Raw genomic sequence first — 26,292 nt, forward strand, 5'->3', positions numbered from 1 at the left:
CCTATCCATCCTCCTAGGAGCCATAGGGGAGGTGTGCCGGACGACGCGTTCCGGCACGGGAGGGGGCAGTGCGGACGGCGCGAAGATCCTGCGCTAAGCTGTACCGGCTGTCGCGGGGAGCACCGCGCGGGAGCATCGGGACGTGGCGCAGCTTGGTAGCGCACTTGACTGGGGGTCAAGGGGTCGTCGGTTCGAATCCGGCCGTCCCGACAAGGTGTAACAGCAGGTCAGAGGGCTGATCCGATACATCGGGTCGGCCCTTCTGGCTATCTGGGGACCACGGCGGTCAAGTGCGCCGGGCCGGTAGCGCATCTTGACCGGCGGTCAAGCCGTGTGGCCAGCCCTGTTACCTGCCGAGTCGCTTCCTTCGTTTCGTCAAGGCGGCCCGGCCCCGGCCTGCTGGCGACCTCCGGCCGGGCTGGCCGGCCACGCTTCTCGACAGATGCCCGCAGCCAACTAGCCACCTCTGTTGGCACTTGGGGTAGTTCCTGACTCCGAGGCGGTCGAAGACGGGTTGGAAGTGGCACTTGCAGTTGCCTCGATCTGCCACGGGACAACGGGCTTGGAAGCCGCAGGGTCGGGCTGCGCTCGAGCGAACAAGAGGAGTAGGGCGGCAGTCATCACTATGGGGGTCAGGACGCACGCGACGGTTACCACCACCACGGTCCGAGTGCCGTTGCGAGAAGACTCCAGCGCCTCGGCTCCCGCTTCAGCACTCATGCCAGGGGAGCCGGTGGCGGGGTCGGTCCGGTTCTGTCGCCTCGGGAGGGCGTATACGCCCACTGGCAGGAGGACGAGCCACAGCGGCGCCAGCAGGGGAGCGAGCGCCGGCCAGATGGGCCACACCGGTTCGGCGAGCCTGTTCATGTCCAGGACCCTCCAGGTTAGGGCGACGCCTGGGAGCAGGCCGACCGTCACCAGGGTGCCGACCAGCAGGGGTACGGGTGGACGGCGCCGTGCCAGCAGCCAGAACAGCGCCGTGCCGGCGGCGGCGCCGAGGAGGGCGCCCGTGATCGTGACGGCAAGAAACCTGTCGGGCACGGCCGGTGCGACGGTCAGCCTCGACCCGCTCGCCGAGTGGGCGAGGCTGACCGTCAGCCCGTCCCGCTCGGCCCGCCAGTCGTCGCACGGGTAGCTCGGCGTGCGGCGGAGGCCCTGCCATCCCTGCGTTGCTGCGTTGCGTCGTAGCTGCTCGGAGAGCGCGCAGTCGGCACGCTCGTCGTACCAGAAGTCCACCTGACCCGATCCGAGGTCGTCGGCGGCGAAATTGACGCCCCACCGGGAGCCATGCACGATCCGATCCGAGTCGTACGGCACCGCATCGGGGAGCAGCTCCGCCGCCACGCTCCGCGCCCGGTCATCACTAGGCGGCGTGACCCCGCGGCCGCCGTACCAGGAGCCGACGCTCAGGCCGACCGTGCCCAGCAGCACCGCGCCGAGCAGCAGCATCGCGCTGTGCCGCAGCCGATGACCCACCGGCCCACCCCTTTCACAATGCGGTACAGGGTAGCCCCCGCCATCGTCTCCCTGGTGCCCGGCGAATGCCCGCTGCAGTCGCCAGGCGTCAGCATCCGGGGACCAGGAGGGGACCACACGGTGTGCACGATGGTGGCCGGCATGCCGTCGACTGCACGGCCTGATCTTGGGGATAGGGTGCGTGACGTGCGTGGACGTGTGGCGAAGCGTCCTGGGGGTCAAGGGGTCGTCGGTTCGAATCCGGCGGTCCCGACCGGTTGACCTGGGGAGATGAAGATCTTCTCTGGTGACGGCGGTAACATTCGGTAACGGGGCCACATCGGAGTCCTCGTGCGGCGGGACCGACGGGTCCGCTCACCTCACCGAGGTCTCCCGGCCGACGTCGTCGTGTGCGACCGGAGCACCGTCCGGGCCAGGCTCGCCCGGTTCGACACGCCGAGCTTGCGGTAGATCCGGCCCAGATGGGTGTCGACCGTACGGACACTCAGGAAGAGCCCGTGTGCGACCTCCACGCTGGTCATACCGCGGCTCACCAGATCGGCGATCTGCCGTTCACGCTCGGTCAGCACGGCCAGCGGGTCGCTACCGCTGGTTGACGCGTCCGGGACCAGCCGGCTCTGCTGCCGGCGAACCCGATCGACCAGACGGGCCGAACCGCACCGTTCGGCGAGCGCGGCGGCCCGTCCGAGCCAGGCGCGGGCATCGTCGGTGCGGCCGGCGTCGACCAGTACGGTTCCCGCCGCCGCCATCGTCCGGCACAGGTCCAGATCCAGTCCCCGACCGGCGAAGCATTCGACTGCCTGCTCTGCGGCGGCCAGCGCCGGGCCGGTCTCCCCGCGTGCGGCGTACAGCCGCATGCGGGCGCGCATCAGGAAGCCCTGACGGCTGACAGAGAGGTTGCGCACCGAGGCCTCGGCCAGGTCGACCCACCGGCTCGCGTCACGCTTGTCACCCATCCGGAGCGCGGCCATGGACAGCGCCTCGTACCACCGGGACCGGTTCGGCGGGGCGATCCGTGGCATCTCCGGGCCGCCGAGAGCGTCGAGCATCAGCCGACGCCCGCGTTCCGGCTCCGCCACCTTGATCAGCAGGTCCGCCAGGAGGCAGCGCACGATCACACCCTCGGCCGGCCCCTGGTCCCGGATCAGTGCGAGGGCCTGGTCACCCAGGGCGATCACCGCGGCAGCCTCTCGGTCGAAGTCCTGCCAGTACCGTACGAGCGCGAGAAGCGCGGCGACCGTGGCCCAGGCTGTCGACGTGCCTTCCGGTTCGAGCAGTTCCGCAGCTTCCTCCAGGGTGCGCCCGGCCCGGTCGAGGAGTCCACGTTGCAACTCCACCGCCCCCAGCGAGGTCAGGATGGCGGGAAGGATGAACCATTGCCCGGTTCGGCGGGCCTCCTCGGCACCCCGGGACAGGTGCCGATGCGCCTCGGTGAACCGGTGCAGGGCCTCCTCCGTCGAGCCCACCAGGTAGAGGGCCGGCAGGTTGGTGACGACGCTGCTGTCCGGCGTGGTGTCCACCAGATCGGCCGCGATGTCGGCGGCCCGGTCCGCGGCGTCGCTGTCCGCGGCGAGCAGGTGCGCCATCGCCGTCTGGGCGACGGCGGCCGCCTCCCCGAGCCGGTCTCCGTGCTGCCGGGCGATGGCGGCGGCCTCGCGGGCGTTCAGGCGGGCGGCTTCCTGATCGAGCCGGTCGAGGGCGAGTGCCGCCAGTTCCGTGTGCATGGCCACGGCCGTGCAGGGAGTGGAGGGATGGGTGCCGTGCAGCGCGGCCAGCCCCTCCCGGATCAGGGCCGACGCCTCGGCGTGCCGGCCCTGGATCCGGCGTACCCGGACGGCGACTGCCATGGTCGAGGAGAAGTCCCGGCCAGGCATGCGGATCACCCGGGGTAGGAGGGTGTGCACCAGTTGCTGCACGTCGCATCGACCGCCGCGCAGCAACTGGGCCCGAAGGGCCAGCACCTGCGCCTCGTACCAGCGGTCGTCGCCCTCGGGCAGCAGTTGCAGCGCGGCCTCCAACCACTCCAGCGCATCGGCCGGTGCGTCGTGCATGGTGCTCCGCGCCGCGTCGATCAGAACGGGCAACTGCTCAGGACGGCCCGTGTCGAGGGCCCGGGCGATGTGGTGGGCGCGCTGGGTGACCGGAGCGCCGCGAGCCAGCAGTTCGGCCTCCACGCGCCGGTGGGCGGCGAGGCGTTGGCTGGGGCCGATCTGCGCGTAGACGAAACGACGGACGACGTCGTGCCGGAACGCGAAGCGCGGCAGCAACTGCACCGGGCGCATCAGGTCCAGCTCGGTGAGGGTGTCGAGAGCGGACAGTGTCTCCGTGACGTCCAGTCCGGCCACCGCGGCGAGCAGCTCCGCCGAACCGGGGGTACGCAGCACGGCGGCCGCCTGGGCGACCCGCAGTTCGCGGTCGGCGAGTTCGGCCAGCTCGCCGAGCAGGATCAGGTGGGCGTCGGTCATGGCCTCCGCGTCCGCGGCAGCCAGCAGTTGCAGATAGAGCGGGTTGCCGTCACCCTCGGCGTGCAGCCGGGTCAGGTCCGGCCGGTCACCGAGCAGTTCGCGGGTCTGGCCGAGGTCCAGTGGACCTAGTCGGTGCTGGGTGAGCTGACCGCGCGCGGCCGCCCGGGACAGCACCGCCGCCGCTCCACGGGACAGCTGTCGGTCCCGGTAGGCGAGGACCAGCAGCACCGGCGCGGTGGTGGTCAGTTCGATCAGCTGCTGCAGCTGGTCCCGGTGCGCCGAGTCGAGCAGGTGCACGTCGTCGAGCAGGACAAGGGTGGGATCCGCTCCCACCACGACGGGCGGACCGGTGCCCGTCCGGGCGGTGGCGGCCACCACCGTGAGGGTGTGCGCCCTGCCCTGCGCCGCGAGGGCGGAGATCAACGTGGTCTTGCCGATTCCCGGCTCTCCGGCGAGGGCTACGGCTGCGCCGGTTCCCGCGTGCAGGTCGTCGAGCTGACGACGGAGTGCGGCGAATTCCGTCCGGGGCAGCGGGTGACCGGTCATCCGACCGGACTTCGGTCGAGCTGGTAGGAGCCGGTCGGCCGGGGTGGGCGTCATCGGACGGTGCCCCGGAACGGCCGCTGGCTGTGGGTGCGGAACCGCAACCCCAGTGTGATCAGAGAAGGCCGTTTACCTGGCATTACGGATCCTTAGGGGGAAGATCCTCTTTGGGGATGTCGAGTACACAAGGCGGACGCTTCATAGTCAACAGCCCACCGCACTCTTCGATCCGGCCAGATCTTGAGTCGATCGGTCCAGGTGTAGTTTCCCGGCGGAGGAAGGATTGCCGTCGATCTGGCGCTGGGGTAGAAAGACGGCGGGCTGTTGATTTTCAGCCGGGCGACGAGCGTGCCCGCCGCCGTCCGGAGCTGGTCGAGGCCGGTGAAGCCGCAATCCCAGGCGGCAGTCCGCAGGACTCCGGCAGGGCCGCCGAGTCGTGCACGTCGACGACGGTCAGCTCGGACACGTCGAGGTCAGCCAGGCTGAACTCATCGTCGGAGGAGACCGTGTCGACGCCCGCGCACCTCCCTCCCGACGCCCGGCACCATCCGGAGAAGTACGCAACCGGCTACGCAGCCGGCGCCTGCCACCGAGTACGTAACCGGACCGGTAGTTGTGCGGACGCCTCCCACGGACACGGCTGCGAGTGTCGGCAGTCACGCTGTCACCGTCCTCCACCAGGAAGCGGTCACGGGGGAGAGGAGAGAGGATGATCGGAACCACGGTCGGCGGGACGCCGGCGCTGGGCGTACGCCGGGTCGGGCCCGCCACCCGAGCGCCCGAGGTTACCGTGGCGCCGTACGCGATGGTGCGGGTCGCCGGTGTCACCCTCCCGGAACCGTCGGCCGTGACCAAGGAGTTCCGGGGCGTCGCCGCCCGCCTGCTCGCGCTGACCGCACGCGCCGAGCGAATCGCCGCGGCGCTCGCCGACGTGCTGCACGAGCAGGTCGTCCGGGCCGATTCCGACCAGCGTCGGGCGCTGCTGGCCCTGCGCCGCGACGTGCACAACGGGCGCAGCCCGTCGGTGGCGTCGCGTACCCGGCTGGCCGGCTGGACGGACCACCTGCCCGGCCTGGCGTCCTGGCTCGGCCTCCGCGACGACATCGACCGGCACACCGCGGAACTCGACGCCCTTCTCGCGCCGGCGCTCGCCGCCGACCGGGTTGCCCTGGCCGAGCTGTGCCGCGCCGAGGAGCTGTCCCGGGCCGTCGCGCTGACCAGCGTGGACCTGCTGCGGGCGCTGCGCCGGGCGGCCGAGCAGGGCCCGGCACCCGACGACCGGGCCCGCAAGTCGGAGGCCACCGTGCTCCGGTACGCGCTGCGTGCGGCCACCAAGACCGTACCGCTGTCCTGGTTCACCCGGGTGGGCTGGGGCCGCTGGGACCGGCCGATGCCGGACTCGACCGGCTCCCCGGAGGTGGTGGCGGTCGCCAACGCCGACCGGGCCACTCTGTCCGCCCTCGTTCACGCTGTGCTCCGGCACCCCGACCGTCGCGGCGATCTGCCCCACACGCTGGCACCCGGCCTGCGGGTGGACGGGGCGGCGATCCGGCTGCGTCGGCAGACACAGGCCCCCGACGCGCCACCCGGGGTGCAACGGGAGGAGGCGCTGACGCTGCCGCTGACCCGGGCGCTGCGGCACCTGCTGAATCTGCTGGAGCCCGGCGGGGTGGCGACGCCGCACCAGCTCGCGACGGAACTGGCCACCCGGCTGCCCCTTCCGGCGTCGCAGGCGTCCGCGGCGGCCCGGGCGTACCTGCACGCGCTCGTCGAACAGGGCGTGCTCCGCCCCGCGTACCCGGTGGATCCGCAGGCCGTCGACGGCCTCGCCGCGGTCGCCGACTGGCTGGCCGGGATCGGCCTGGCCGACGTGGCCGTGTTGCTGCGGGAGATCGATGCCAGGACCACCGCGTTCGCCGTTCTCGACGCGACCGAACGGCCGGCGGCCCTGGCCGGACTACGCTCCCGCTGGGACGCGGCCTTCGCCCTGCTCGGCGCGGACCGCACGGGTCGTCCGCAACCCGTCACCGAGGACGTGACCCTCGTCCGCCCGGTGGGCCTGGGCCGGGCCCACGGCCGGGACCACCGGGGCACCCTCGCCGCGCTGGCCCCGCTCTTCGCACTTTTCGACCAGCACGCGGTGATCCGCCGCCTGGCCCGGGACCGCTTCGTCGCCCGCTACGGCGTGGGCGGCCGCTGCGAGTCGCCGACGGACTTCGCCGAGGAGTACGGTGCGATCTGGCAGGCGACGCGCCTGGTCGGCGCCGACGGCGCCCTGGACCCGACGCTCGACCTCGCCCCCGGTGACGAGCTGCGCGAACTGGCCCGGCTCCGGGCCGACCTGGTGGCCGCCGTCACGACCGACGAAGGGAACCTGGCCGTCCCCGACGGGCTGCCCGACGCCGTCGCCCCCCGGCTGCCCCGTTGGCTCACCAGCCGACCCGGCTCGTACGCGGTCTTCGGACAGTCCTGCCACGACGGCGCGTCGTTCTGTGTCAACCACGTGTACGGCGGCTGGGGCCGGTTCACCAGCCGCTTCCTGCGGCAGCTCCCCCCGGAGGCCGAAACGGCCGTCGCCGCCCAGCTCCGGCGCCACCTCGGCGCCCGGGTGGCCCAGCTCCGCCCAGTCAACGGGTTCAATGGCAACCTGCATCCGCTGCTCGTCGGAGACGAGATCGCCGACGACCGCCGCCACGGAACCCTGGTCCCGGACGACCTGCACCTGGTCCACGACGTCGCCACCGACCAGGTCCGCCTGGTGGTCACCGCCACCGGTGAACCGTTGGACGTGCTCTATCTCGGGTTCCTGGTGCCGCTGATGCTGCCGGAGCGCCTGACCAGCATGCTCACCGACCTGGGTACGGGATCGGTCGGACTGGGCGGGGCCATGGCGGCCCGCCGGATCCGCCGCACCCCGGTCGGCCCGGTCTGGTGCCGGCCCCGGCTGCGGTACCGGGAGGTGATCATCTCCCGGGCGGACTGGCGGCTCTCCGCGGACATCGTCGCCGCCTGGCGGGCCGAGCTGGACGCCCGGCCCGCCGAGGTGGGACGTACCGCCGTGCGCTGGCGACACCTGCTCGGCCTGCCCGAGCAGGTGTTCGTCGGCGCCGCCGCCGTCGAGGGCGCGAAGGGGTTGACGGGGTTCATGTCCTACCTGGAGCAGCCCCGTTCCCAGTACGTCGACCTCGCAAGCCCGCTGCACCTGCGTTGCCTGTCCCGGACCCTGGCCCGCTATCCGGACGGTGTCGTCCTGGAGGAGGCACTGCCCGCCCCCCGTCCCGGGCAGCCGGCGACGGAGGTCGTGATCGAGCTGTACCGCGCAGGCACCGATGAGTGACCACCGGTCGACGGCCGCGGCCGACGTCGTCTGCTACTACCACGAGCCGGAGAAGGTCCCGCTGCTGCACCACGCGGTCCTTCCCGCCGTCGCCAGGCTGACTGGTCCGCGGCTGGGGCTGCACGTCGAACGGCACTGGCTGCACGGGCCGCACCTGCGGATCCGGGTGGCCGGACCGGAGCCCGCCGTACGCGTGGCCGCCGACGATCTCGCCGCCGCGCTGCGCGCGTACCTGGCCGCCCACCCCTCCCGGGGCGACGTCGACGACGCCGAGCTGCTGCGCCGCTGTGTCGCCGCGGGCCGGGCCGAACTCGTGCCCGGCCCCTACGAGCCGATCATGGCAGACAACACCGTCCTGGTCGGCCCGCCTGCCGACGGGCACGTCCGTGAGCTGCTCGGATCCGACGCCGCCGTGGCCTGCCGCGCGGAACTGCTGCGCGCCGGCCTCGACCCGGTCGCCACCACCGCCGCCGACCTGGTGGCGCGCGGCAACACCTCCGCCCGGCGGGTCCGGCTCGCCCTCACCGCCATGGCCGTGCACGCGGCCGCGTACCCGGCCGGCTACGGCGCCGGCTACAACTCCTTCCTGTCTCACCTGGAGGACTTTCTGCACCTGCGGGATACCGACGGGCGGATCCGGGCCGGCTTCCACGCGACCTGGCAGCGGCAGAGCGACCGGATCGTCGAGGAGGTCGGGCGGCTGGTGGCGCCGGACCGGACCAGCCACACCCCGGTCGCCGAAGCCTGGCGAAGCTGGGAGGAGGTCGCGTGGCGGATCACCCGGGCGGCCCATGACCGAGGTGACATACCCGTGGTGCCCGGCGATCAGTACGCCCGCCGGGCCCGCGCCCTGGGCGACCCCGCCACCGAGCGGCAGTGGGATGTCACCCAGCGGACCGAGTTCAGCCCCTACCACCGCGGGCTCAACCGGATGGACTTCCTGTCCATGGCGGCGGTCGGCAACGACTTCGGCCCGTACCGGTTCGGCACCAACGTGCTGTACCTGCTCCTGGCGATCTGCGACATCACCCCCTCCGAGCGCTACCTCGCCGCCTACCTGCTCAGCGAGGCCGTTCAGCAGCTCACCGGAGTGACCTGGCAGGACGCGATGCGCGGGCACCTGCGCGCGTCGGAGGTGACCCGGTGAGGGTGGTGGCGTCCGTGCCCGCCGCCGGCGCCACCGCGCCCGCCCTGCGGCTGCGGCCGGCCGGTCGTGCCCGCCAGCCCCGTCACCCGGAGAGACCGGCAGCGCAAACTCTCGACACGGATGATCCGCGACAACCAAGCGGCCGCGCGGCGTGGAGGGAATCTCCGTCCCTCAGGGCGCAGAGATCGTCAAGACCTGACCTGTCCGGAGGAGTTCCCATGCCCGTGACCGCCGCCTCCGTCCACCCCGGGCGGGACTCCTTCCACAGCCTGCACTGCTATTTGCACTGGGGTGCGGAACACGTCGACGACTTCATCACCGGCACACTCACACCGCTCATGGAGGGGCTGCGTCGGGACGGGACGATCACCGACTGGTTCTTCATCCGCTACTTCGACGACGGTCCACACCTGAGGGTGCGGGCCCGGGGCGCCGAGGCGCACGAGCACCGCCGGTGGCAGGAGCAGTTGGTGGCGGCGGCCCGGGCCGCCGACCATCCGCTGCTCGACCTCAGCACCGCCAGCCGTCCGGGCTGGCCGGGGCACGCACAGGCCCGGCAGGTCGACTACGAGCCGGAGACCGAGCGGTATGGCGGCCCGGCCGCGCTGCCGGTGGCGGAGACGCTGTTCGGCACCTCCAGCCTGATCGCCGCCGAGGTGATCGCGCGTACCCCGGGACCCGGCCAGCGGATGGTGGCCGCCACCGACCTGGTCCTCGCCACCCTGATCGCCCTCGACCTGGACATGCTCGCCGCGGCCCGATGGCTGCGCCGCAGCGCGACCGCCTGGCGGTGGCACCCGGAGAGCACGACGCTGACCCCGGGCAACGTACAGGGGCCGGCGCTCGCCGCAGCCACCACGCAGGCCCGCTCGGTGGTACGGCGCTGGCACGAGATCACCGCCTCCGCAGCGGACGGCTCACGGATCCGGGACCGGTGGGCCGCCCAGGTGCGCGCCGCCCGCGCCCAGCTGGAGAGCTCTGCCGGCGGCGGCGACCAGTGGGCCGGGGTGTGGGCGTCCCAACTGCACATGCTGCTCAACCGGTTGGGCATCCTGCCCGACGAGGAGCGCTCCCTCTACCACTTCCTCGCCGCCGCCCTGCTGGCGCCGGACGGCCCCACCGACTTCTTCGCCGACGGCACCGCCAGCCCCGACCGGCGTTACCTGGCGGCCAGCGGTTACGCCCCGGGCCGGATCGAGTGGCAGCGGCCGCGGACGTCGGACCGGACGCGGCACGGCGACCGGCGACGGTCCGGCCCGCCCCTGGCTCTTCCCCCGGCCGCGCCCGTGACGGCCGCGCTCGGCGACGCGCTCACCGCGCGGGCCAGCGGACGCGGTGCGCTCTGCGGCCCGATGGACGCCGCGCAGCTGGCCACTCTGCTGTGGACCGCCAGCGGGGCGAGTGATCGGGCCGGCAGGCCCGGCGTCCGCCGGCCCTACCCGAGCGCCGGCGCCAAGTACGCGGTCCGGCTACGCGTGCTGGCCCGGGACGTGGCCGGCGTCCCGGCCCACCAGTACGACGTGGACGCCGAGTCCCGGCTCCTGCTGCCCATCGGCCCGGTGCCCACCGACGCCGAGCTGGCCACCGCCTCGATGTGGTTCAGGGCCGGACCGGCGACGCAGTCGGCGGACACCCCGGCCAGCCAGGAACGGATCGATCTGTCGGCACTGCCGGCGCTGCTCGGGGTCTACGTCGACCTGCCCGTGCTGCGGGCCGCCTACGGCCTCCGGGCGCTGCGCTTCGGCCTGCTCGAAGCCGGTCACCTGGCCCAGAACCTGGCCCTCACGGCGGCGGCGACAGGACTCGGGCTGGGCATGGTCGGTGGGTTCTACGACGACATCGCCCACGAACTGCTCCTCCTCGACGGGGTCGACGAGGTTCTCGCCTACCTGCTCCCGGTCGGCCGGCCCGTCGGGTGACCCCTGGCGGTCGGGCCCGCACGTCGGGCCCGACCCCCCGGCCGGGCCCGGGACGGGACGGTCACGGGAAGGGGTGCGGGTGCAGCGCCAGGTCCTCGTAGCGGGGCCGCCCGGGCAGGCGGCCCAGCGCCGCCGGCACAGTCAGCAGCCGGGGCAGCCCCCGCGTCCGCCGGTTCAGGTGACCGAACGTCATCGGCAGGGTGCCGGGAACGACGACCTTGGCGGCGTGCAACCCGAGGGCCTGCCGCAGCTCGGGGATGCTCTGGTCGACGACGACCGGTTCCACGTTGGCCCGGTGGTGCAGGTCCGCGCAGAGCGCGCCGAACAGGGCCGCGAGGTCCTCGACGGGACGGGGCAGTCCCGGCCACACCTCCCGCCAGGGCCGGGTCCGCCCGGCCCCGAGCAGGAACTCGTAGCGCGGCCGTGCCTCGGGCAGACAGTGCAGCATCATGTGGTCGTCCATCTGGCGGACCAAGGCGGCGTCGTCGAGCATCGGCAGCAGCCGGTCGCGGTCCGCCCGCGCCGCATCCCCCTGCCACGCGTCGCGCACCTGGTGGAGGTTGACGACCAGCTCCACCACGGCGGAGTGGATCGCCGAGAGGGGATCCAGGTGGGCGCCGGCCGCGAAGAACGCCGTCGGCGCCGCCGCGCCGGGCACCCGGTGCTGCGCCAGCGCGACGACCGCCGGCACGGCCAGGTCGGTGGTCGCGTCGAACAACCGTAGGTCGTAGTCGAGCAGGTCCAGATCGTCGGCGAGGTGCCCGACCAGGTCGAGTTCGTCGGGGAGCGCGACCTCCACCAACGGCGTACGGGCGTACCAGGCCATCAGGAAGGCGTCCCGTTCGATGACCTCGAACAGGCCGTGCAGGGCCGCCTCCTCCAGACTGTTGCCGAGACCGCAGCCGTTGGAGGACTCCGACAGGAAGGTCACCGACGGACGCTGCCCGAGGTCACCCCAGTACGCCGCGTGCTCCGGCACCGCCACGGACGTCGCCCGACTGGGTGACCACCCCGGCACCCACCACGTCGGCACGTCGGGGGCGTACGGGGTGTGGTGAGCGCTGGGCAGGTCGGGCAGACCGAGGGCCGCGGGGTCGACGGCGCGCTCCGCCCCCAGCTCCGCGAAGGACGCCCGGTGTCGGGCGGCGGGCCCGTGGGGGGCGTACCCGGCCAGCCGTTCCACCGCTTCGAAGAGCGCCAACCGGTCAGCCTCGGCGGCGGTCGCCGCCCGGCCGAAGCCCGCCACGGTGACCGCCGGACCGGCGACCACCGCCGTGGTGACCGGTAGCCCGTACCCCTCATGCCGGTGCAGCTGAACGACGTGGCCCAGCCGTGGCTCCAGCAGCGCCCGGCGAAGTCCCGCCAGGTCGGTCGCCGGATTCGGCCGGCGCAACCGCACCGGGTCGGCCGGCGGCTGACCGCTGCCGGTGAGCGGCGTCCCAGGTGGAGCAGGCGGCTGCCGGCTGAGGCATCCTTCGCAGCGAACCCCCACCGGCGCCACCGGATGGGCGGACACGCTCCCGTCGGGCCGGACGACCCAGAGCCGCGTGGCGGCGGACTGCGGCTCGGCCAACGCCGACCGGACCACCGCGGCGAGCACGGGCAGCAGGGCCGGCGCCGGCAGACCGCCGAGCCGCAGCTCGGAATCGCCGTGCGGTGTCCGGCCGCCCGGCGCCGCCAGCCTGGCGGCCTCCAGGCAGCGCAGGCAGGTGGCACTGTCGGGGCCGACCAGCGGACCCACCAGCGCCGTACCGCCGTCGAACCGGACGGGCAGGACGGTGCCGCCCGCCCCGGTGCCCCGGTCGACCAGCCGGCTCAGCAGCGCCGGACTCCACCGGGTCGACACCACCACCGCCGGGCCGGAGCCGGCCCACCCGTCGTCCTCGGCCAGCACCGGGTACGGCGACCCCGCCCCCCTCAGCGCCTCGGCGAGCTGGCCGGCCAGGTCAGGATCCGGCTGCCGGGGACGGTCCCGATCGTCCCCGGGCAACCACGGGTCACCGGTCATCGCCGGCCCGCAGGACGACGAGCCCGACCGTACGCAGGGCGGCGGCCAGCGGAGCCGGCGGCGCCACCACGATCGGCTCCGCAGGGGCGCCGACGAGGGTCCGCAGTGACCGCCGGAGGGTGGCCTCCCGTTCGGACCCGTCGGGCACGGGCGCGGCCGAGCGGCTCACCCGTGGCGACGCTCCGCAGGGGCCGTGCGAGTACGGCGGACCGGGCTGGTGGGCACGCCAGCGGACCGTGGCGACCGCGGCGAGGGCGGCGAAGGCGACCGCGTCGTGGGCCGTGGCCTCGATCGCCCAGCCGAGTTCCATCCACCCGTCGGGGTCCGTCGTGCCCGGGCCGCGCACGACGGCCAGCTGCGCCCCGGGGGCGAGCCGGCGGACGTGAACGGTCGCCGGGACGCCGAGGCGGCGGGTCAGCGTACGCCACCAGCGGCGGGCCGCCGGCGCGTCGAACGCCGACGGGGGGGCAGCCCCGCCTGACGTGTCGCCGGCCGAGGCCATCGACCGGCGGGCGAGGCGGCGCAGCAGCACTCCCTCGGCATGGCTGCGGTCCACCCCGCAGGCCAGCACGGCGGCCCCTTCGGCGGACACGCTGATCAGCTCCACCGCTGCCAGCGTGGCGTGCAACCTCGCCGTGGAGGTGTCCGGACCGTGCCCGGTGACGAGCGTCCCACCGGCCGGGCCGGGAACACCGCCGACCCGGCACCGGGCCAGTCCCACCGGCAGTTGTGGCAGGTCGTCGAGCTCCACCGGCGGCAACACACCGAGTTCCGGGTCCGTGAGGGAGGTGGGTAGGCCCGCGTGGACGGTGTCGTCCCGCCGGTCGGGGGCGTCGGCCGCCGGTGACCGTACGCCGGGCGGCCACGGGTGGGCGGTGGCGCGCAGCGGGTCGCTCCGCACGACGAGCGCCGTCGGCGCGGCCGGGTCGGTCAGCTCGGCCAGCGCGCCGAGGAGCCGGTGCGCGGCGCAGGCGCCGGCCACCACGGCAACCGGGTCGCCAGGGGCCGTCGCCGCGCTGCCGAGTCCGAGCCGCTCGGCGATCAGGCCGGCCTGGGCCCGCAGATGCGTGCCCGGGCCGACGGGGGTGACGTAGCCGACCGTGGCGCTGGCCCCGGTCACCACGGCACGCCCGTCGCCGGCGGCGAGGATGACGCGTCCCGCGTCGCGCGGTGGGTCGGTGCGGGTCGCGGCCCGCCGGACCCGGGCTCCGGCGGCGGTCAACGCCTCGATCGCGGCGGTGGCAGCGGGCCCCGCTCCCGTGACGGTCACCGATTCCCGGCCGATGCCGGTCCAGGACGCGGCGGGGTCGGTGGCGACCGAGGCCAGCCAGGTGGCGGCGGCGGGGGGAGGCCCCGGATCCGGCCCGCAGGCGTCGGTGGGGGCATGGGCACGCCCGGCGGTGGCCCAGTGCTCCGGCACCCGGACCAGCAGATCGTGTTCCCGGAGCAGGTCGGCCAGCCGGTGCAGGGCGAGGGCGACGGGCGGGCGTGGCGACAGGTCGTGCAGGTCGTCTGTGGCCCGGCCGGACGCGAGGCGCCGGGTGAGCAGTTGCCAGAGCCGCCACAGCTGTGGCGCGTCGTCCAGGGTGAGGCTGGTGTCCCAGGACCGTAGGTGCAGCCCGCCGTCGATCCGGGTCGCCTGCACCGTGGGGCGGAGTTGCCAGGAACTGGTCGACATCTGCTCGCCTCACCGGTCGGGGAACGGCTGGGGTCGTCGGAAGGAGTCCGGGTTGGAAGGGGGACTGTCGCCGGGCCCGGCGACAGTCGCCTCGTCACTCAGACAGCACTGTTCGTGCCCCATATCGGGTCTTCTGGTACGTAGGAGCAGGAGCAGGACGCCGCGCACGCGCTGATCCGGGACGCCCCGGACTCGGGGATCGCGACGGTGTCGCGCATGACCGTCACGGTCAGGCCGCTGAGGTCGAGATCGTCGAGCTCGAACTCGTCGTCTTCTCGTTCAATCGGCATGTGGTCACCTCCCTTCGAGGTGGGATGAGGCCCGGGCCAGGCCGGGATGGCAGAGATTCTTCCGGCGGCCGGTGCGGAGCGTCGTCAGTAGTTTTGCCGACATCACTACTTACCCACGCTCGGGGGCCACCGCTGCCTGCCCGGCCGGGGTTCCGCCCCTGGGTGACCCCTCGGTGGGTGACGTGTCATCCGGCGCACGACGCCCGGACCTTCATGGTGCCAGGGCGGGTCCTTGACCGTTCGCCGTCACGGACCCGGTAACGGCGACGGCCCGCCGGGGGAGGAGTGGCCGACATGAGAGGGCATTCGGACGTGGTGCGTGATGTCGTTCTGCCCGGGTATGCGGATGTGAGGGCTGATCCGAAATCGGGTCGGCCCTTTGCCATTCTGGGGACCACGAAAGCTGATGGAGCGCGACCAGGGCGTGTGTCGAGGTCCGTCACAGCCACTCGTGGGCCAGAGCCAACGAGGCGATTCCGCCCCTGAGACCGTGACCGCCCCTGCGGCGGCACCCGTGCGCCCTGGCACTAGTCTCCTGGAACCATGCGGACCCGCCTCGGGAACTTCCTGGTCGTCCTGGTGACCTTCGTGCTCACCGTGCCGGCCGCTTCGGCGATCTGTGCCGCGATCGTCGGCGGTGTCCAGCACGACCTGTATCCGGTCACCGCCGGCATCGGCGCCATCGGCGTGGTGTTCATCATGACGGTGGTCGCGGGCAGCGGTCGTCTCTGGCCGGCGTTGTTGACCACGCCATGCGGATACCTCGCCGCCTGGGGCGTAGCCACGGCGGTCGCCGCCGTGGACCGGAACGAGAGCGCACCTTTCGTGATCGGGGCTGTGGCGGGAGTCGTCGGTCTCGTCCTCGGCCCACTGTCGTCGTTGCTCATCCCACCGCACAGCCCGCGCCGGACGGTCCTCGACATTTTCGACGTCGTCTGAGCCCTGACAGCCGCACCGGTACCCGACCCACCGGAGCGCGGACCGTCCGCGGTGGACACGCGTTGAGCCTCTGACCGATCACGTTCAGGAGCTGCAGGACCCGGGCAGTGCGGTCCTTGCGGGCGGGCGCCGGCGCGGTCCGTGGCTGGGACATCGCCTCGGGCGACCTCGCCTTCGAGGTGCGGGAGCCGGAGGTGGTCTACCGGGTGGTGCACACCCCGGACGGCCGGTCGCTGGTCGCCGTCGGACAGCACGGCCGGGTGTGGATCCGCCGGGCCGCCGACGGGGAGCTGCTGCGCCAGCCGCGCGGCCACGAGGCCGACGTCTACGCCCTCGACGTGCACCCCGACGGCGGGCTGATGGCAACCGGCGACACGCATGGCGCGCTGCGGCTGTGGGAGGTGGAGACCGGCCGCGCGGTCCGGGTGCTGGACCGGCAACGTGGCGCGATCTACAGCGTCCGGTTCAACGCCGACGGCACCATGCTCGCCACGGCCGCCAGCGACGGCGCGATCCAGCTCTGGACCACCGCCGACGGCCAGCTCCGGCACGAGCTGAGCCGGCACCGCGGCTCGGTCTGGCCGGTGGTGTGGCGGCCGGACCAGGCCCAGGTGGCGACCAGCAGCAACGACGGCACCACCCGGCTCTGGGACGCGCGGACCGGGCAGCTTCAGCACACCCTGCGTGGGCACGGGCGGCGGGTCACCTCGCTGTCCTTCCGCGACGACGGCGAGGTGCTGGCCGCCTGCGGCAACGACGGTGTGGTGCGGCTGTGGGAGCCGCGCACCGGGCGGCTGGTCCGGCAGTTCACCAGCCCGGCCGACCGGCTGCTCTCCGCCGTGTTCTGTCCGGGTGAGCCGCTGGTCGCCGCACCGAGCGGGGACGGCGGCGTGCACCTGTGGAACACCGACACCGGGGTCGACGAACGCGAGCTGAACGTGGACACCGACCATGTCTGGGCGGCCGCGTTCAGCCCGGATGGCGATGCGCTGGCCACCGCCAACGACGATGACACGGTCCGACTGTGGTACCGGCGTACCGGCCGGCACTTCGCCACCCTCACCCCGCACCGGGGCCGGGTCCGGGCGGTGGCGTTCAGCCCGGACGGCGAGGTCATCGCCACCGGCTGCGACGACCACCTCGTCCGGCTCTGGGACGCGGCCACCGCGACCTGTCGCCGCACATTGGAGCAGCACACCGACCGGGTGTACGCGGTGAGCTTCAACAGCGAGGGGACGCTGCTCGCCAGCGCGAGCAACGACGGCACCGCCGTGGTGTGGGACGTCCTCACCGGCGAACGGCGCGCGGTGCTCACCGAGCACACCGGCCGGCTCTGGTCCTGCGCGTTCAGCCCGAACGGCGCGCTGCTCGCCACTGCCGGGGACGACCTGATCATCCGGCTGTGGGATCCGGGCACCGGTCGGCTGCACGGCACCCTGGCCGCGCACACCCGACGGGTCTGGTCGGTGGCGTTCAGCCCGGACAGCAGCATGCTCGCCAGCGCCGGTGATGACGGCACCATCCGGCTCTGGGATGTCGTGGACCCGGAGCACGCTCAGCTGCGCGCCACCCTGATCGGCCTGCCGGACGGCTGGGCTGCGGTCAGCCCGGACGGGCGGTACAAGCTGGATGGTGATCCGGGCGGTCAGTTCTGGCACGTCATCGGCACCTGCCGGTTCGAGGTGGGAGAGCTGGACCCCTACCTGACACAGGTGCGTCGACTCCCGGTGGACGCCCCGTTCTGACTGGTCGGACCCGTCGAGTGCCCGCTCAGGTCGTCGGCAGCCCGACGTGGTTCTTTGCGAGGCTGCCTCGAAGACGTCGGGCTTCGCCTTGGACCCCGGCCCTCCTCAGAGATCCGCCGCTACTGGCACACTGCCCAGAATGGCTCACGACCTGGCAGCGCGCGATGGAGGTGAGCGGTGAGGTTCTCGCGCGCATGGGCAGCGACCGGGCGGGGGCCGTATGGGCTGGGTGAGGTCTACAACGACGAGACGTACGGCAAGCTACCGCCGCTGCCCGAACGGCTGCTCAACGGGACTTTCGACTGGCTGACTCCCGAGGCGGCGGGGCCCGGGTCGTTCTACATGCCACCAGATCCGGTGTCCATCGGTGGTCTCGACGCGCTCAACCGACGTCTCGCGCGGCACGGCCTTGCTCTGCCGGCAGCGTTCGAGCGGTTCATGGCGAGCGGTGGGTTGAACCGGCCCTCTTCGTCGCGGCACGGTCAGCCGCCCGAATTTCGATTGGCCGATCCCGGCTGCCGTGCGAACGTACGGCTCCACGGAGGCCGCGCCGGTCGAGGAGGGTGCATGGAGACGGCTGCGTTCGACTATGACCGCGACGCCCCACTCGAGGTCGAACGCCACCGCCACGTGGTGACCGGGGACCTCACCATCAGCGAACTCACCTACGACCACGGCGCCGGTGGCCGCGCCCGCGCCACCCTCATCGTCCCGGCCAGGCCGAACGGCACCGGAGTGATCCTCGCCCACGGCGGTACCGACGACGGTCGGCACTTCTTCGTCGACGAGGCCACCAGCATGGCCGAGCGTGGCATGACCGCGCTGCTGACGGCCTACCGACTGCCGCCGCACGGCGACCAGCGGGCCTCGGCCGACGCCATGCGGACCGCGGTGCTGACCCAGCTCCGCGGCCTCGACCTGCTGACCGAGCGGGCCGACCGGCTCTGCTACTTCGGGCACAGCGGCGGCGCGCATCTGGGTGCCATCCTCAGTGCGGTGGAGCCGCGCCTCTTCGCGCTGGCCCTCGCGTCCTACGGCTCGGGCACCCTCCAGCGCGTCGCCGCCGCCAGCCTGCCGCAGAACGATCCGGTAGCCGACGCCTACGTGGAGTTCATGCACCGCTACGAGCCAGTATCCTACGTCGCGGTACCGGGCGCCCGGCGGCTGCTGTTCCAGCACGGCAGCGGCGACGAGGTCGTCTACGTGTCGGAAGGGCTGCGATTGTTCCACGCGGCCGCCGAACCCAAGGAGTGGCGCGAATACCCCTGCGGACACGACACCTCGACGCCGCCGCAGGCCCGGGCCGACCGGCTGCGGCTCTTCACCGCCACCCCACAGTAAGTTCGGTGTCCGGGGCGCGCATGCATGAAGGGTCCTGCGGGCTGACGACGTACGGCAGGCTCGTGTCGAGCAGCAGTACGATCACCGACTTCGACCGACAGCGGTCCTGATCTTTGTTGGATCCCTGAGTCGGCGCTGGTGTCGAGGCGGCGGACGACGTTGCGCGCGTAGCGTGTGCCGCAGCGACGCAGTGTCCTGGAGGTTGACGATGCACTCGACGGCCCACTCGTTCCGTACGCCCGACGGCGTGACGCTCGGGGTCGAGCACTTCGGCGATCCGGCGGCACCCCTCGTACTGCTGGCGGGAGGCACGACCATGCTCTCCTGGCCCGACGCGCTCTGCGCGGCGCTCGCGCGCGGCGGGCGTCACGTCGTGCGCTACGACCTGCGCGACTCCGGCGCGTCGACGACCGTCGACCCCGAGGCGCCGGCGTACACGCTGCGCGACCTCGCCGCCGACGCCGCCGCGCTCGCCCGCGGCCTCGACCACCGGCCGGCGCACCTGGCGGGCATCGGCGTCGGCGGGATGGTCGCCCAGGTCGCCGCGCTCGACCACCCGGAGGCGTTCTCGGCACTCACCCTCGTCGGGACGCGGCCCGTCGCGCCGGGCCCGGTCGACGACGACCTGCCCGACCACGACGCGGCGACGCTGGCCCGGCGGTTCGCGCTCCCGACGCCCGACTGGTCGGACCGCGCCGCCGTGGCCGAGTTCGCCACCGCCGGCGCAGAGATCCTCGGCAACGACCCCGCCGCGGCGCGCGCGACCGCCGAGCGCATCTTCGACCGTACGCCGGGCACGGAGCCCGCGGTCCATCTGGCCAACCAGTTGGGCATGGTGTTCTCCAGGCTCGACTGTGAGCCGCGCTGGCGCGAGCGCCTGCCCGAACTCGCGACACCGACGCTCGTGGTGCACGGTCGTCGCGACCCGTTCTTCCCGGTCGGCAACGGCGAGGCGCTCGCGCGCGAGATCCCTGGCGCGCGGCTGCTCGTGCTCGAACGGGCCGCGACCGCGATCCCCGAGGCGGCCGCCGACGAGGTCGCCGCGGCGATGCTCGCGCTGTAGGCGTCACCTCGCAGGTGTGGGGGCGGCGCGCTCCCGCACCTCGTTGCCGACGCGGGATCAGGACGGGCCGCCCCCTTGCCGGGATCCATCGACGGGCGTAGGAAGAAGGCCACGCTCCACCACCGTCGTCGGCCCCTGCGCCGGACGACCGTCCAGTGCCGGAGGAGATGCGCGTGTCCACACCCCGACGGCTCCGTCTCGCCGTGTCCGTGCTGGTGACCGCAGGCGCCGTCCTCCTGGGTGCGGCCGCAGCCGCGGCGCCGCCGGCGGCTCCCGCACCGGCCGGGCACCGGGCCTGCGACCCGATCGACCCGACGGCGTGCCTGCTGCCGTTTCCGAACGACTACTTCACCGTGCCGGATCGGAGCAGCCCGACCGGCAAGCGGGTGCGGCTCGCGGCCTCCGCGATGCCCGCCAACGCGCGGGGGAACCCGATCGACCCGACGGAATGGAACCGGCAGGACGGGTTCAGTCCCGGCTCGCCGATCCTGGTCCGCGTGCCCGGCCTCGACGCCGCGGCGACCGGGATCGCGCCGGTCACCGACATCGGCCGCTCGCTGGCGCCGGACGCGCCGATCGTGCTGCTCGACGCCCGGACCGGCAGGCGCACGCCGTACTGGGCCGAGCCGGACGCGCACGCGGCCGGCCAGCCGGACCGGCAACTGCTGATCATCCGGCCGGCGGTGGCGCTGACCGAGGGCACCCGGTACGTCGTCGGCCTGCGCGGCCTGCGCGACGGCACCGGAGCGCTCATCCCGGCGCCGAAGGGCTTCACGGCGTACGTGACCGGTGCCGGCCTCGACCATCGGGACCGCCGTGTCCCGCAGATGAAGCGGATCCTCGCCGACCTGACCAGGGCCGGCGTCCAGCGGCACAGCCTCTACCTCGCCTGGGACTTCACCGTGGCCAGCCGGCACGGTCTGACCGGGCGGATGCTGGCCGTCCGGGACGGCGCGTTCGCCGCCCTCGGCCGCGCCGCACCGTCGTTCACCGTCAACAAGGTGACCGACTACCCGCCGGAGCAGGAGCCGCTGATCGCCCGGCAGGTGACGGGCACCGTCGACGTGCCGTCCTACCTGACCGGCGACGGCGGGCCCGGCTCCCGGCTGCACTACGGGCCGGCCGGCGGCGGCAGGACGCCACCGACGCCGGACGCGCTGCCCACGCCGTCCGGCGCGACGGTGGCGGCGGACTTCGTCTGCAACATCCCGCGCAGTGCCTCCGCCGCGAAGCCGGCGCACCTCTCGCTCTACGGCCACGGCCTGCTCGGCAGGCCGACCGAGATCAACGCCGGCAACGTCAGGACGATGTCGCACACGTACGACTTCACCTTCTGCGCGACCAGCTGGATCGGCATGGCCGCCGCCGACGTGCCCTACGTGGCCGGCGCCTTCACCGGCCTCAGTGCCTTTCCCTCGGTGGTGGACCGGTTGCAGCAGAGCTTCCTGAACTTCCTCTTCCTGGGCCGGGCGATGATCCACCCGGGCGGGTTCGCCGCCCACCCGGCGTTCCGGGACGCCGCCGCACGGCCGCTGATCGACGTGGCCGGCGGGCTGCACTACGACGGCAACAGCCAGGGCGGCATCAACGGCGGCGCGCTCACCGCCATCGCACAGGACTGGACCCGGTCGGTGCTCGGCGTGCCGGGGATGAACTACTCCACGCTGCTGCAACGCAGCGTGGCCTTCACCCCGTTCCAGACGATCATGGACGGCCACTACCCGGACAAGGCCGACCAGCAATTGATTCTCGCGCTGCTGCAGATGCTGTGGGACCGGTCCGAGGCCAACGGGTACGCCCAGCACATGACCGACCGGCCGTTGCCGGGGACCCCGGCGCACCGGGTGCTGATGCACGTGGCCTTCGGCGACCAGCAGGTTTCCCCCGCCGCGGCGGAGGTGCAGGCGCGCACGATCGGCGCCCGCCTGCACACCCCCGCGCTCGCCGACGGCTGGTCACCGGACGTGCGGCCGTACTGGGGCATCGCGCCGATCCGCAGCTACCCGTACGCCGGCTCGGCGATCGTGGTCTGGAACAGCGGCGCGGCGTACGCGCCACCGCCGACCAACCTCGCCCCGGCCGGGCCGGAGTACGGCGACGACTCGCACGAGTTCCCGCGCGCCCAGGCCGGAGCCCAGAAACAGAAGGCGGTGTTCCTGCTCACCGGCAAGGTCATCGACGTCTGCGCGCGGACGCCCTGCCCGTGACGCGGTGACCGGTCCTGCCGAAGGGGCACGTCCGGCCGCAAGCAGATACATGTCTGTGGATCAATGCCGACAGACAACTGCCCGGCGGCGGGTCAGCGCCCTAGCGTCACCTGTGCCGGGCCCCCGTGGCGGATGGCCACCCGGGCCGGCTCCTAAGGAGGATCGGGTGCGAAGGCGTTACGGCATCATCTCGGCGGCCACCGCCATGCTCTGCGGGCTCGCTCTGGTCGGCACGCCGGCACAGGCGAGCACGACCACGCCGAACGGGATCCCTTCTGAGGCGGAGGCGACGTTCCACGGCCGGCCGATCCGGGACGCGGCGGCCGCGCAGGCCCTGGCCGACGCGTACTGGACGCCGGAGCGGATGCGATCCGCGACGCCGCTGGATCCGCCGGTGGGCGGGGAGGAGTTGGCCGGGGAGGCCGAGGACCGGCCGGGCCGGGTCGGCGAACCGCGCTCGGGCGCGGAGCCGATCGGTCCGCGCGGCACGGGCACGGCGACCCCCGGTGCATCGGTCTCGGCCCGGAACGCCTCCGCCGGGGCGGGGATCCAGTCCGTCAATCCCTCGCCCGGAGTCGGGCGGGTCTTCTTCACCGACGTCGACGGAGGGGACCACTTCTGCTCCGCCAGCGCGGTCAACACGGCCAAGGCGAACCTGGTCTCCACCGCCGGGCACTGCCTGCACCCCGGCGACGGCTCCGACAACTGGTACACCAACTGGGTCTTCGCCCCGAACTACGCCGACGGCCCGTCGAGTTGGGGGCTGTGGAGCGCCCGGAGCATGACCTCCACCAAGGGCTGGGTCAACCACGACATCCTGTGGTGGGACTACGGTTTCGTCACCGTGTGGCCGCGCAACGGCAAACGACTGGTGGACGTCACCGGCGGGGAGGGCATCAGCTTCAACTACCCCCGCAGCGTCGCCGTCACCCTGCTCGGCTATCCCGGCGCCGCGCCGTTCGACGGCAGGTGGCAGCACTACTGCCAGAGCACGACGCAGGCCGCCGGAACGCAGCGCGTCAAGCTCGTGGACTGCCCGCTGAACGAGGGCACCAGCGGCGGGCCGTTCCTGCGGGCCTGGAACAACTCCCAGGGCTTCGGGTACGTGAACTCGGTGGCCTCGTACAAGTTCTCCGGCAACATGTACGGCCCGTACTTCGACGAGGACGTCGCCGACCTCTTCGACTACGCGAAGGCCAAGAACTGACCGGCGCCGAACGGCGGATCGGCGTGGGCCGGGCCAGCCGCACCGGGAGCTGAGGCGTCTGGCCGTCGTACCGGCTGCCACGGCACCGCCGTCGAGTTCCTCGGCCGCCCAGGTGGTGGTGTCGATCACCCCTGGGCGGCCGACCCGGCCCGGCCGGTCCACGGCGTGGCCCGTGACATGATGGCGCCCATGGGGAAACAGCAGGACGTCGGCGGACCCGACCGTCACAGTGCGTCAGGTGCCGCCGCGGACGATGCGACGGGTGGCAGCGTCGACGCGCGGCTCGCCGTCGCGCAGGACCCCACCACGCCACAGATGACCCTCATCGACCTGGCGTCCGATCCGTCGGCCGAGGTCCGCAAGGCGGTCGCGACCCGTACCGACGCGCCCGCGCAGGCGCTGCGGCCGTTGGCCCGGGATCATGATCGTCACGTCCGGGAGGCCGTGGCGAGAAACCCCTCGACCTCGGTCGGCAATCTCCTGCTGCTCGTCAAGGACGCCGACCGGTGGGTCCGCTGGGCGGTCGCCGGCAATCCGGCCTGCGACGAGTCGGTTCGCCGGGTCATGGCGCAGGCTCCCGACAAGGAGCTTCGCGGTCTCCTCGCCGAGACGCGCGAACTGGAGCCCGAGCTGGCCGCGCGGCTGGTCGACGACGTCTCACCCGAGGTACGGGAACGACTCGCCACCCACACCCACGACCCCGACGTGATCACCGCCCTGATGGCCGATCGCACGGCGCGCGTACGCAAGGGACTCGCTCGCAACCCGCGGACCACCGCCGCCCAGCGCAGCGCACTCGCCCAGGATCCCGTGGCGGACGTCCGCGCCGCGCTCGTGCTCGCGGTCGAGCTCGACGACGCGGACCTGCGACGCCTGGTCGACGACCGCTCGGTGCAGGTGCGGATGGCGGTGGCGACGTCGGAGCTGGTTCCGCCGCACATTCGGCAGGCGCTCGGCAGCGATCCCGACGAGCTGGTCGCCGGCGCGGCGCGGGACTTCCGCCCCGGGGCGGGCAACGCCGCGGTGGTACGGGCTCCGCGCGTCGGCCACCGGGCCACCGGAACCGGCCGAGGTCGGCCCGGCGGCGCCCGCCGCTGAGGCCGGCGGAGCCGCCGTCATCCGATCGGGCGAAGGGCGGCAAGGACCGCTGTCGAACCGTGGACGCCACCTGGATCACCGCGGTCGCCGCGGGACCTCCCGCGCGGGAGGTCCCCGCCAGCTTCTGGATGGTGCCGGCGCCGCAGGCGGGCAGTGCCGTGTCCACGGCCATGCCGTAGTCGATGCCGCCGAGCGAACCGCGACGGAGGTGGCCCTCCCAGGTGTCGGTGACCGGGTATGCGACGGGTTGTGGATCGTCGGTGCGGCGCGCGGTTGCGGGAATCAGCACCCCGCCCACGGTCATGGGCGCCCGCGCCCAACGCCGCGGCGCGCAACACGGCACGGCGGCTGACGCCCGCGTTTGGCGGAGGTGCCACCGGCACCCGGCGGTCGGGTGTTTGCTGTCCACATGAGCATCCCGTCCCACCGGCGGCGTCACCGTCGGTCGTCTCGGCGCCTGGTGGCGCGACTGGACGCGGAGCGCTACATGCTGGCGATGCTGATCGGGTTCGGCGGCGCGGTGCTCGGTACCCGCGCGTTCCTGGCGCTGACCGGTTATCCGCAGGTCGGCGGCGGTACGTTGCACATCTCGCACGCCCTGTGGGGTGGCCTGTCGTTGTTCGTCGCCTCGCTCGTCCCGCTGCTCGTCGTCAACCGGGCCGCGCTGTTCTGGGCGGCGCTGCTGGCCGGGATCGGCACAGGGCTCTTCATCGACGAGGTCGGCAAGTTCATCACCGCCGACAACGACTACTTCTTCCCGGCCGCCGCGCCCATCGCCTACGCGGCCTTCCTCATCGCCGTGTGGCTGTACGTGCGCGCCCGGAGCACGCGGGTCGAGGGCACCCGCGCGCAACTGCACGCCGCGCTGGAGCTGCTCGGCGAGGCCGTCGACGGGAGACTCGGCGAACGGGACCGGGCGCAGCTGCGGCGATGGCTCGGCACCGCCGCCGAGAGCCCGGACGGCGACCGGCTGCGGCCGCTGGCTGCGGCGCTGCTGGAGTTGACCGGGCCCGGGGTGCTGCCGCCGCACGAGCAGCGGTCCGGACGGATCTCCCGGATCGCGGTCGCCGTGCGGGCGCGGGTGGCTCGGTCGTTGACCCGGCCTCGGCTGCGCGTCGGGCTGGTCGTGGCACTCGGGCTACTGGGCTTCGTCACCCTCAGCGACCTCACCACGATCGTCGCGGTCGCCGTCGACCTGCGTGACGGAACCACCGGAGGGGTGCTCGCCACCGCCAACGAGTTCGCCCGCGTCGACATCCAGGACCGCCGCGGGGTCCTGCTCCTGCTCGTCCGGGCGCTGCTGGACGCCTGCGTGGGAACCGCGCTCGTCGTGGCCGCCGGGCTGCTGCTGCGGGGGGTGGCTCGCCGAGCCGTGGAGATCGCCCGGGCCGGCCTGGTCACCTCGCTGAGCGTGGTGAACCTGCTGGTGTTCTACCTCGACCAGTTCGCCGCCGCCGTCAGCGCGCTCGGTCAGCTGGCGGTCCTGCTCGCGGTGCAGCGCTACCAGCGGCTGTCCGACCAGCCGGCGGACGTCGACCGCTCCGGCGGCGCCGACGGTGCCTGAACGCGAACACCGCGCCGAGCGTGACGTCGCCCAGGCCCATGTTGATGGCGAGCACCGTCAGCGGACGGCGTCGCCCATCCGGGCTACGGCAGCTGCGCCTGCCACCGCTGCACGGCCCGCACGGGCGGCGAGCGCACCTCCTGGTCGTACGAGGCGATGCGGTCGGTCTATCCCACCCTCCTGGAGACCGCCCGCCGCACGGGCCCGGCGGGGGTGCCGCTGCGCCACCTGGCGAGGTCTACTGGGACAACATCTTCGACCTCGA

General features: G+C 73.3%; 16 protein-coding genes and 1 tRNA gene. 12 read left to right on the plus strand and 5 right to left on the minus strand.

Features of this window, described 5'->3' with window-relative positions; translation table 11 throughout:
- Positions 1 to 136 precede the first annotated feature (136 nt).
- Positions 137 to 210, plus strand: a tRNA-Pro gene (locus ACSNN9_RS03875).
- 246 nt (positions 211 to 456) lie between these two features.
- Here the strand turns inward: ACSNN9_RS03875 and ACSNN9_RS03880 are convergent.
- Complete coding sequence (locus ACSNN9_RS03880) at positions 457 to 1,476, minus strand: hypothetical protein (protein ID WP_436671235.1); 1,020 nt, start codon at positions 1,474 to 1,476, stop codon at positions 457 to 459.
- Between the two features lie 359 nt (positions 1,477 to 1,835).
- Entirely contained in the window at positions 1,836 to 4,487 is a 2,652-nt protein-coding gene (locus ACSNN9_RS03885; protein WP_436671236.1) for a LuxR C-terminal-related transcriptional regulator, read from the minus strand.
- A 706-nt stretch (positions 4,488 to 5,193) separates the two neighbouring features.
- On the opposite strand from ACSNN9_RS03885, the gene ACSNN9_RS03890 reads away from it, so the two are divergent.
- From ACSNN9_RS03890 to ACSNN9_RS03900, 3 genes are all read left to right on the plus strand, one after another.
- A complete protein-coding gene (locus ACSNN9_RS03890) occupies positions 5,194 to 7,821 on the plus strand; it encodes a lantibiotic dehydratase (protein WP_436671237.1) in 2,628 nt (875 codons plus the stop codon).
- A complete protein-coding gene (locus ACSNN9_RS03895; RefSeq protein ID WP_436671238.1) occupies positions 7,814 to 8,968 on the plus strand; it encodes a hypothetical protein in 1,155 nt (384 codons plus the stop codon). The genes ACSNN9_RS03890 and ACSNN9_RS03895 overlap by 8 nt, the downstream gene beginning before the upstream one ends.
- A gap of 218 nt (positions 8,969 to 9,186) precedes the next feature.
- A complete protein-coding gene (locus ACSNN9_RS03900; protein ID WP_436671239.1) occupies positions 9,187 to 10,887 on the plus strand; it encodes a thiopeptide-type bacteriocin biosynthesis protein in 1,701 nt (566 codons plus the stop codon).
- A gap of 61 nt (positions 10,888 to 10,948) precedes the next feature.
- On the opposite strand, the gene ACSNN9_RS03905 is transcribed toward ACSNN9_RS03900, so the two are convergent.
- The 3 genes from ACSNN9_RS03905 to ACSNN9_RS03915 all read right to left on the minus strand — a co-directional run bounded on the left by ACSNN9_RS03905 (position 10,949) and on the right by ACSNN9_RS03915 (position 14,863).
- Positions 10,949 to 12,895, minus strand: a complete 1,947-nt coding sequence (locus ACSNN9_RS03905; RefSeq protein WP_436671240.1) for a TOMM precursor leader peptide-binding protein — start codon at positions 12,893 to 12,895, stop codon at positions 10,949 to 10,951.
- A complete protein-coding gene (locus tag ACSNN9_RS03910) occupies positions 12,885 to 14,573 on the minus strand; it encodes a hypothetical protein (protein ID WP_436671241.1) in 1,689 nt (562 codons plus the stop codon). Before ACSNN9_RS03910 ends, ACSNN9_RS03905 begins: the two co-directional genes overlap by 11 nt.
- A gap of 98 nt (positions 14,574 to 14,671) precedes the next feature.
- Positions 14,672 to 14,863, minus strand: coding sequence for a thiazolylpeptide-type bacteriocin (locus ACSNN9_RS03915; protein ID WP_436671242.1), 192 nt, complete (start codon positions 14,861 to 14,863; stop codon positions 14,672 to 14,674).
- Positions 14,864 to 15,442: 579 nt separating this feature from the next.
- Between ACSNN9_RS03915 and ACSNN9_RS03920 the strand changes: the two genes are divergently transcribed.
- The 8 genes from ACSNN9_RS03920 to ACSNN9_RS03955 all read left to right on the plus strand — a co-directional run bounded on the left by ACSNN9_RS03920 (position 15,443) and on the right by ACSNN9_RS03955 (position 26,027).
- Entirely contained in the window at positions 15,443 to 15,802 is a 360-nt protein-coding gene (locus ACSNN9_RS03920; RefSeq protein WP_436671243.1) for a hypothetical protein, read from the plus strand.
- 107 nt (positions 15,803 to 15,909) lie between these two features.
- Entirely contained in the window at positions 15,910 to 17,547 is a 1,638-nt protein-coding gene (locus tag ACSNN9_RS03925; protein WP_436671244.1) for a WD40 repeat domain-containing protein, read from the plus strand.
- Positions 17,548 to 17,724: 177 nt separating this feature from the next.
- Positions 17,725 to 18,888, plus strand: a complete 1,164-nt coding sequence (locus tag ACSNN9_RS03930) for an alpha/beta hydrolase family protein (RefSeq protein ID WP_436671245.1) — start codon at positions 17,725 to 17,727, stop codon at positions 18,886 to 18,888.
- 208 nt (positions 18,889 to 19,096) lie between these two features.
- The gene (locus ACSNN9_RS03935) at positions 19,097 to 19,951 is read left to right on the plus strand and encodes an alpha/beta fold hydrolase (protein ID WP_436671246.1); all 855 of its coding nucleotides are present in this window, start codon (positions 19,097 to 19,099) and stop codon (positions 19,949 to 19,951) included.
- Between the two features lie 167 nt (positions 19,952 to 20,118).
- Positions 20,119 to 22,158: a hypothetical protein gene (locus ACSNN9_RS03940; protein ID WP_436671247.1), complete on the plus strand. Its 2,040-nt coding sequence runs from the start codon at positions 20,119 to 20,121 to the stop codon at positions 22,156 to 22,158.
- Between the two features lie 166 nt (positions 22,159 to 22,324).
- The gene (locus tag ACSNN9_RS03945; RefSeq protein WP_436671248.1) at positions 22,325 to 23,365 is read left to right on the plus strand and encodes a trypsin-like serine peptidase; all 1,041 of its coding nucleotides are present in this window, start codon (positions 22,325 to 22,327) and stop codon (positions 23,363 to 23,365) included.
- Between the two features lie 315 nt (positions 23,366 to 23,680).
- Complete coding sequence (locus ACSNN9_RS03950; RefSeq protein ID WP_436671249.1) at positions 23,681 to 24,463, plus strand: hypothetical protein; 783 nt, start codon at positions 23,681 to 23,683, stop codon at positions 24,461 to 24,463.
- A gap of 460 nt (positions 24,464 to 24,923) precedes the next feature.
- The gene (locus ACSNN9_RS03955; protein WP_436671250.1) at positions 24,924 to 26,027 is read left to right on the plus strand and encodes a hypothetical protein; all 1,104 of its coding nucleotides are present in this window, start codon (positions 24,924 to 24,926) and stop codon (positions 26,025 to 26,027) included.
- Positions 26,028 to 26,292 lie beyond the last annotated feature (265 nt).

Source organism: Micromonospora sp. URMC 107, from assembly GCF_051386315.1.
In the GTDB taxonomy this organism is placed as follows: domain Bacteria; phylum Actinomycetota; class Actinomycetes; order Mycobacteriales; family Micromonosporaceae; genus Micromonospora.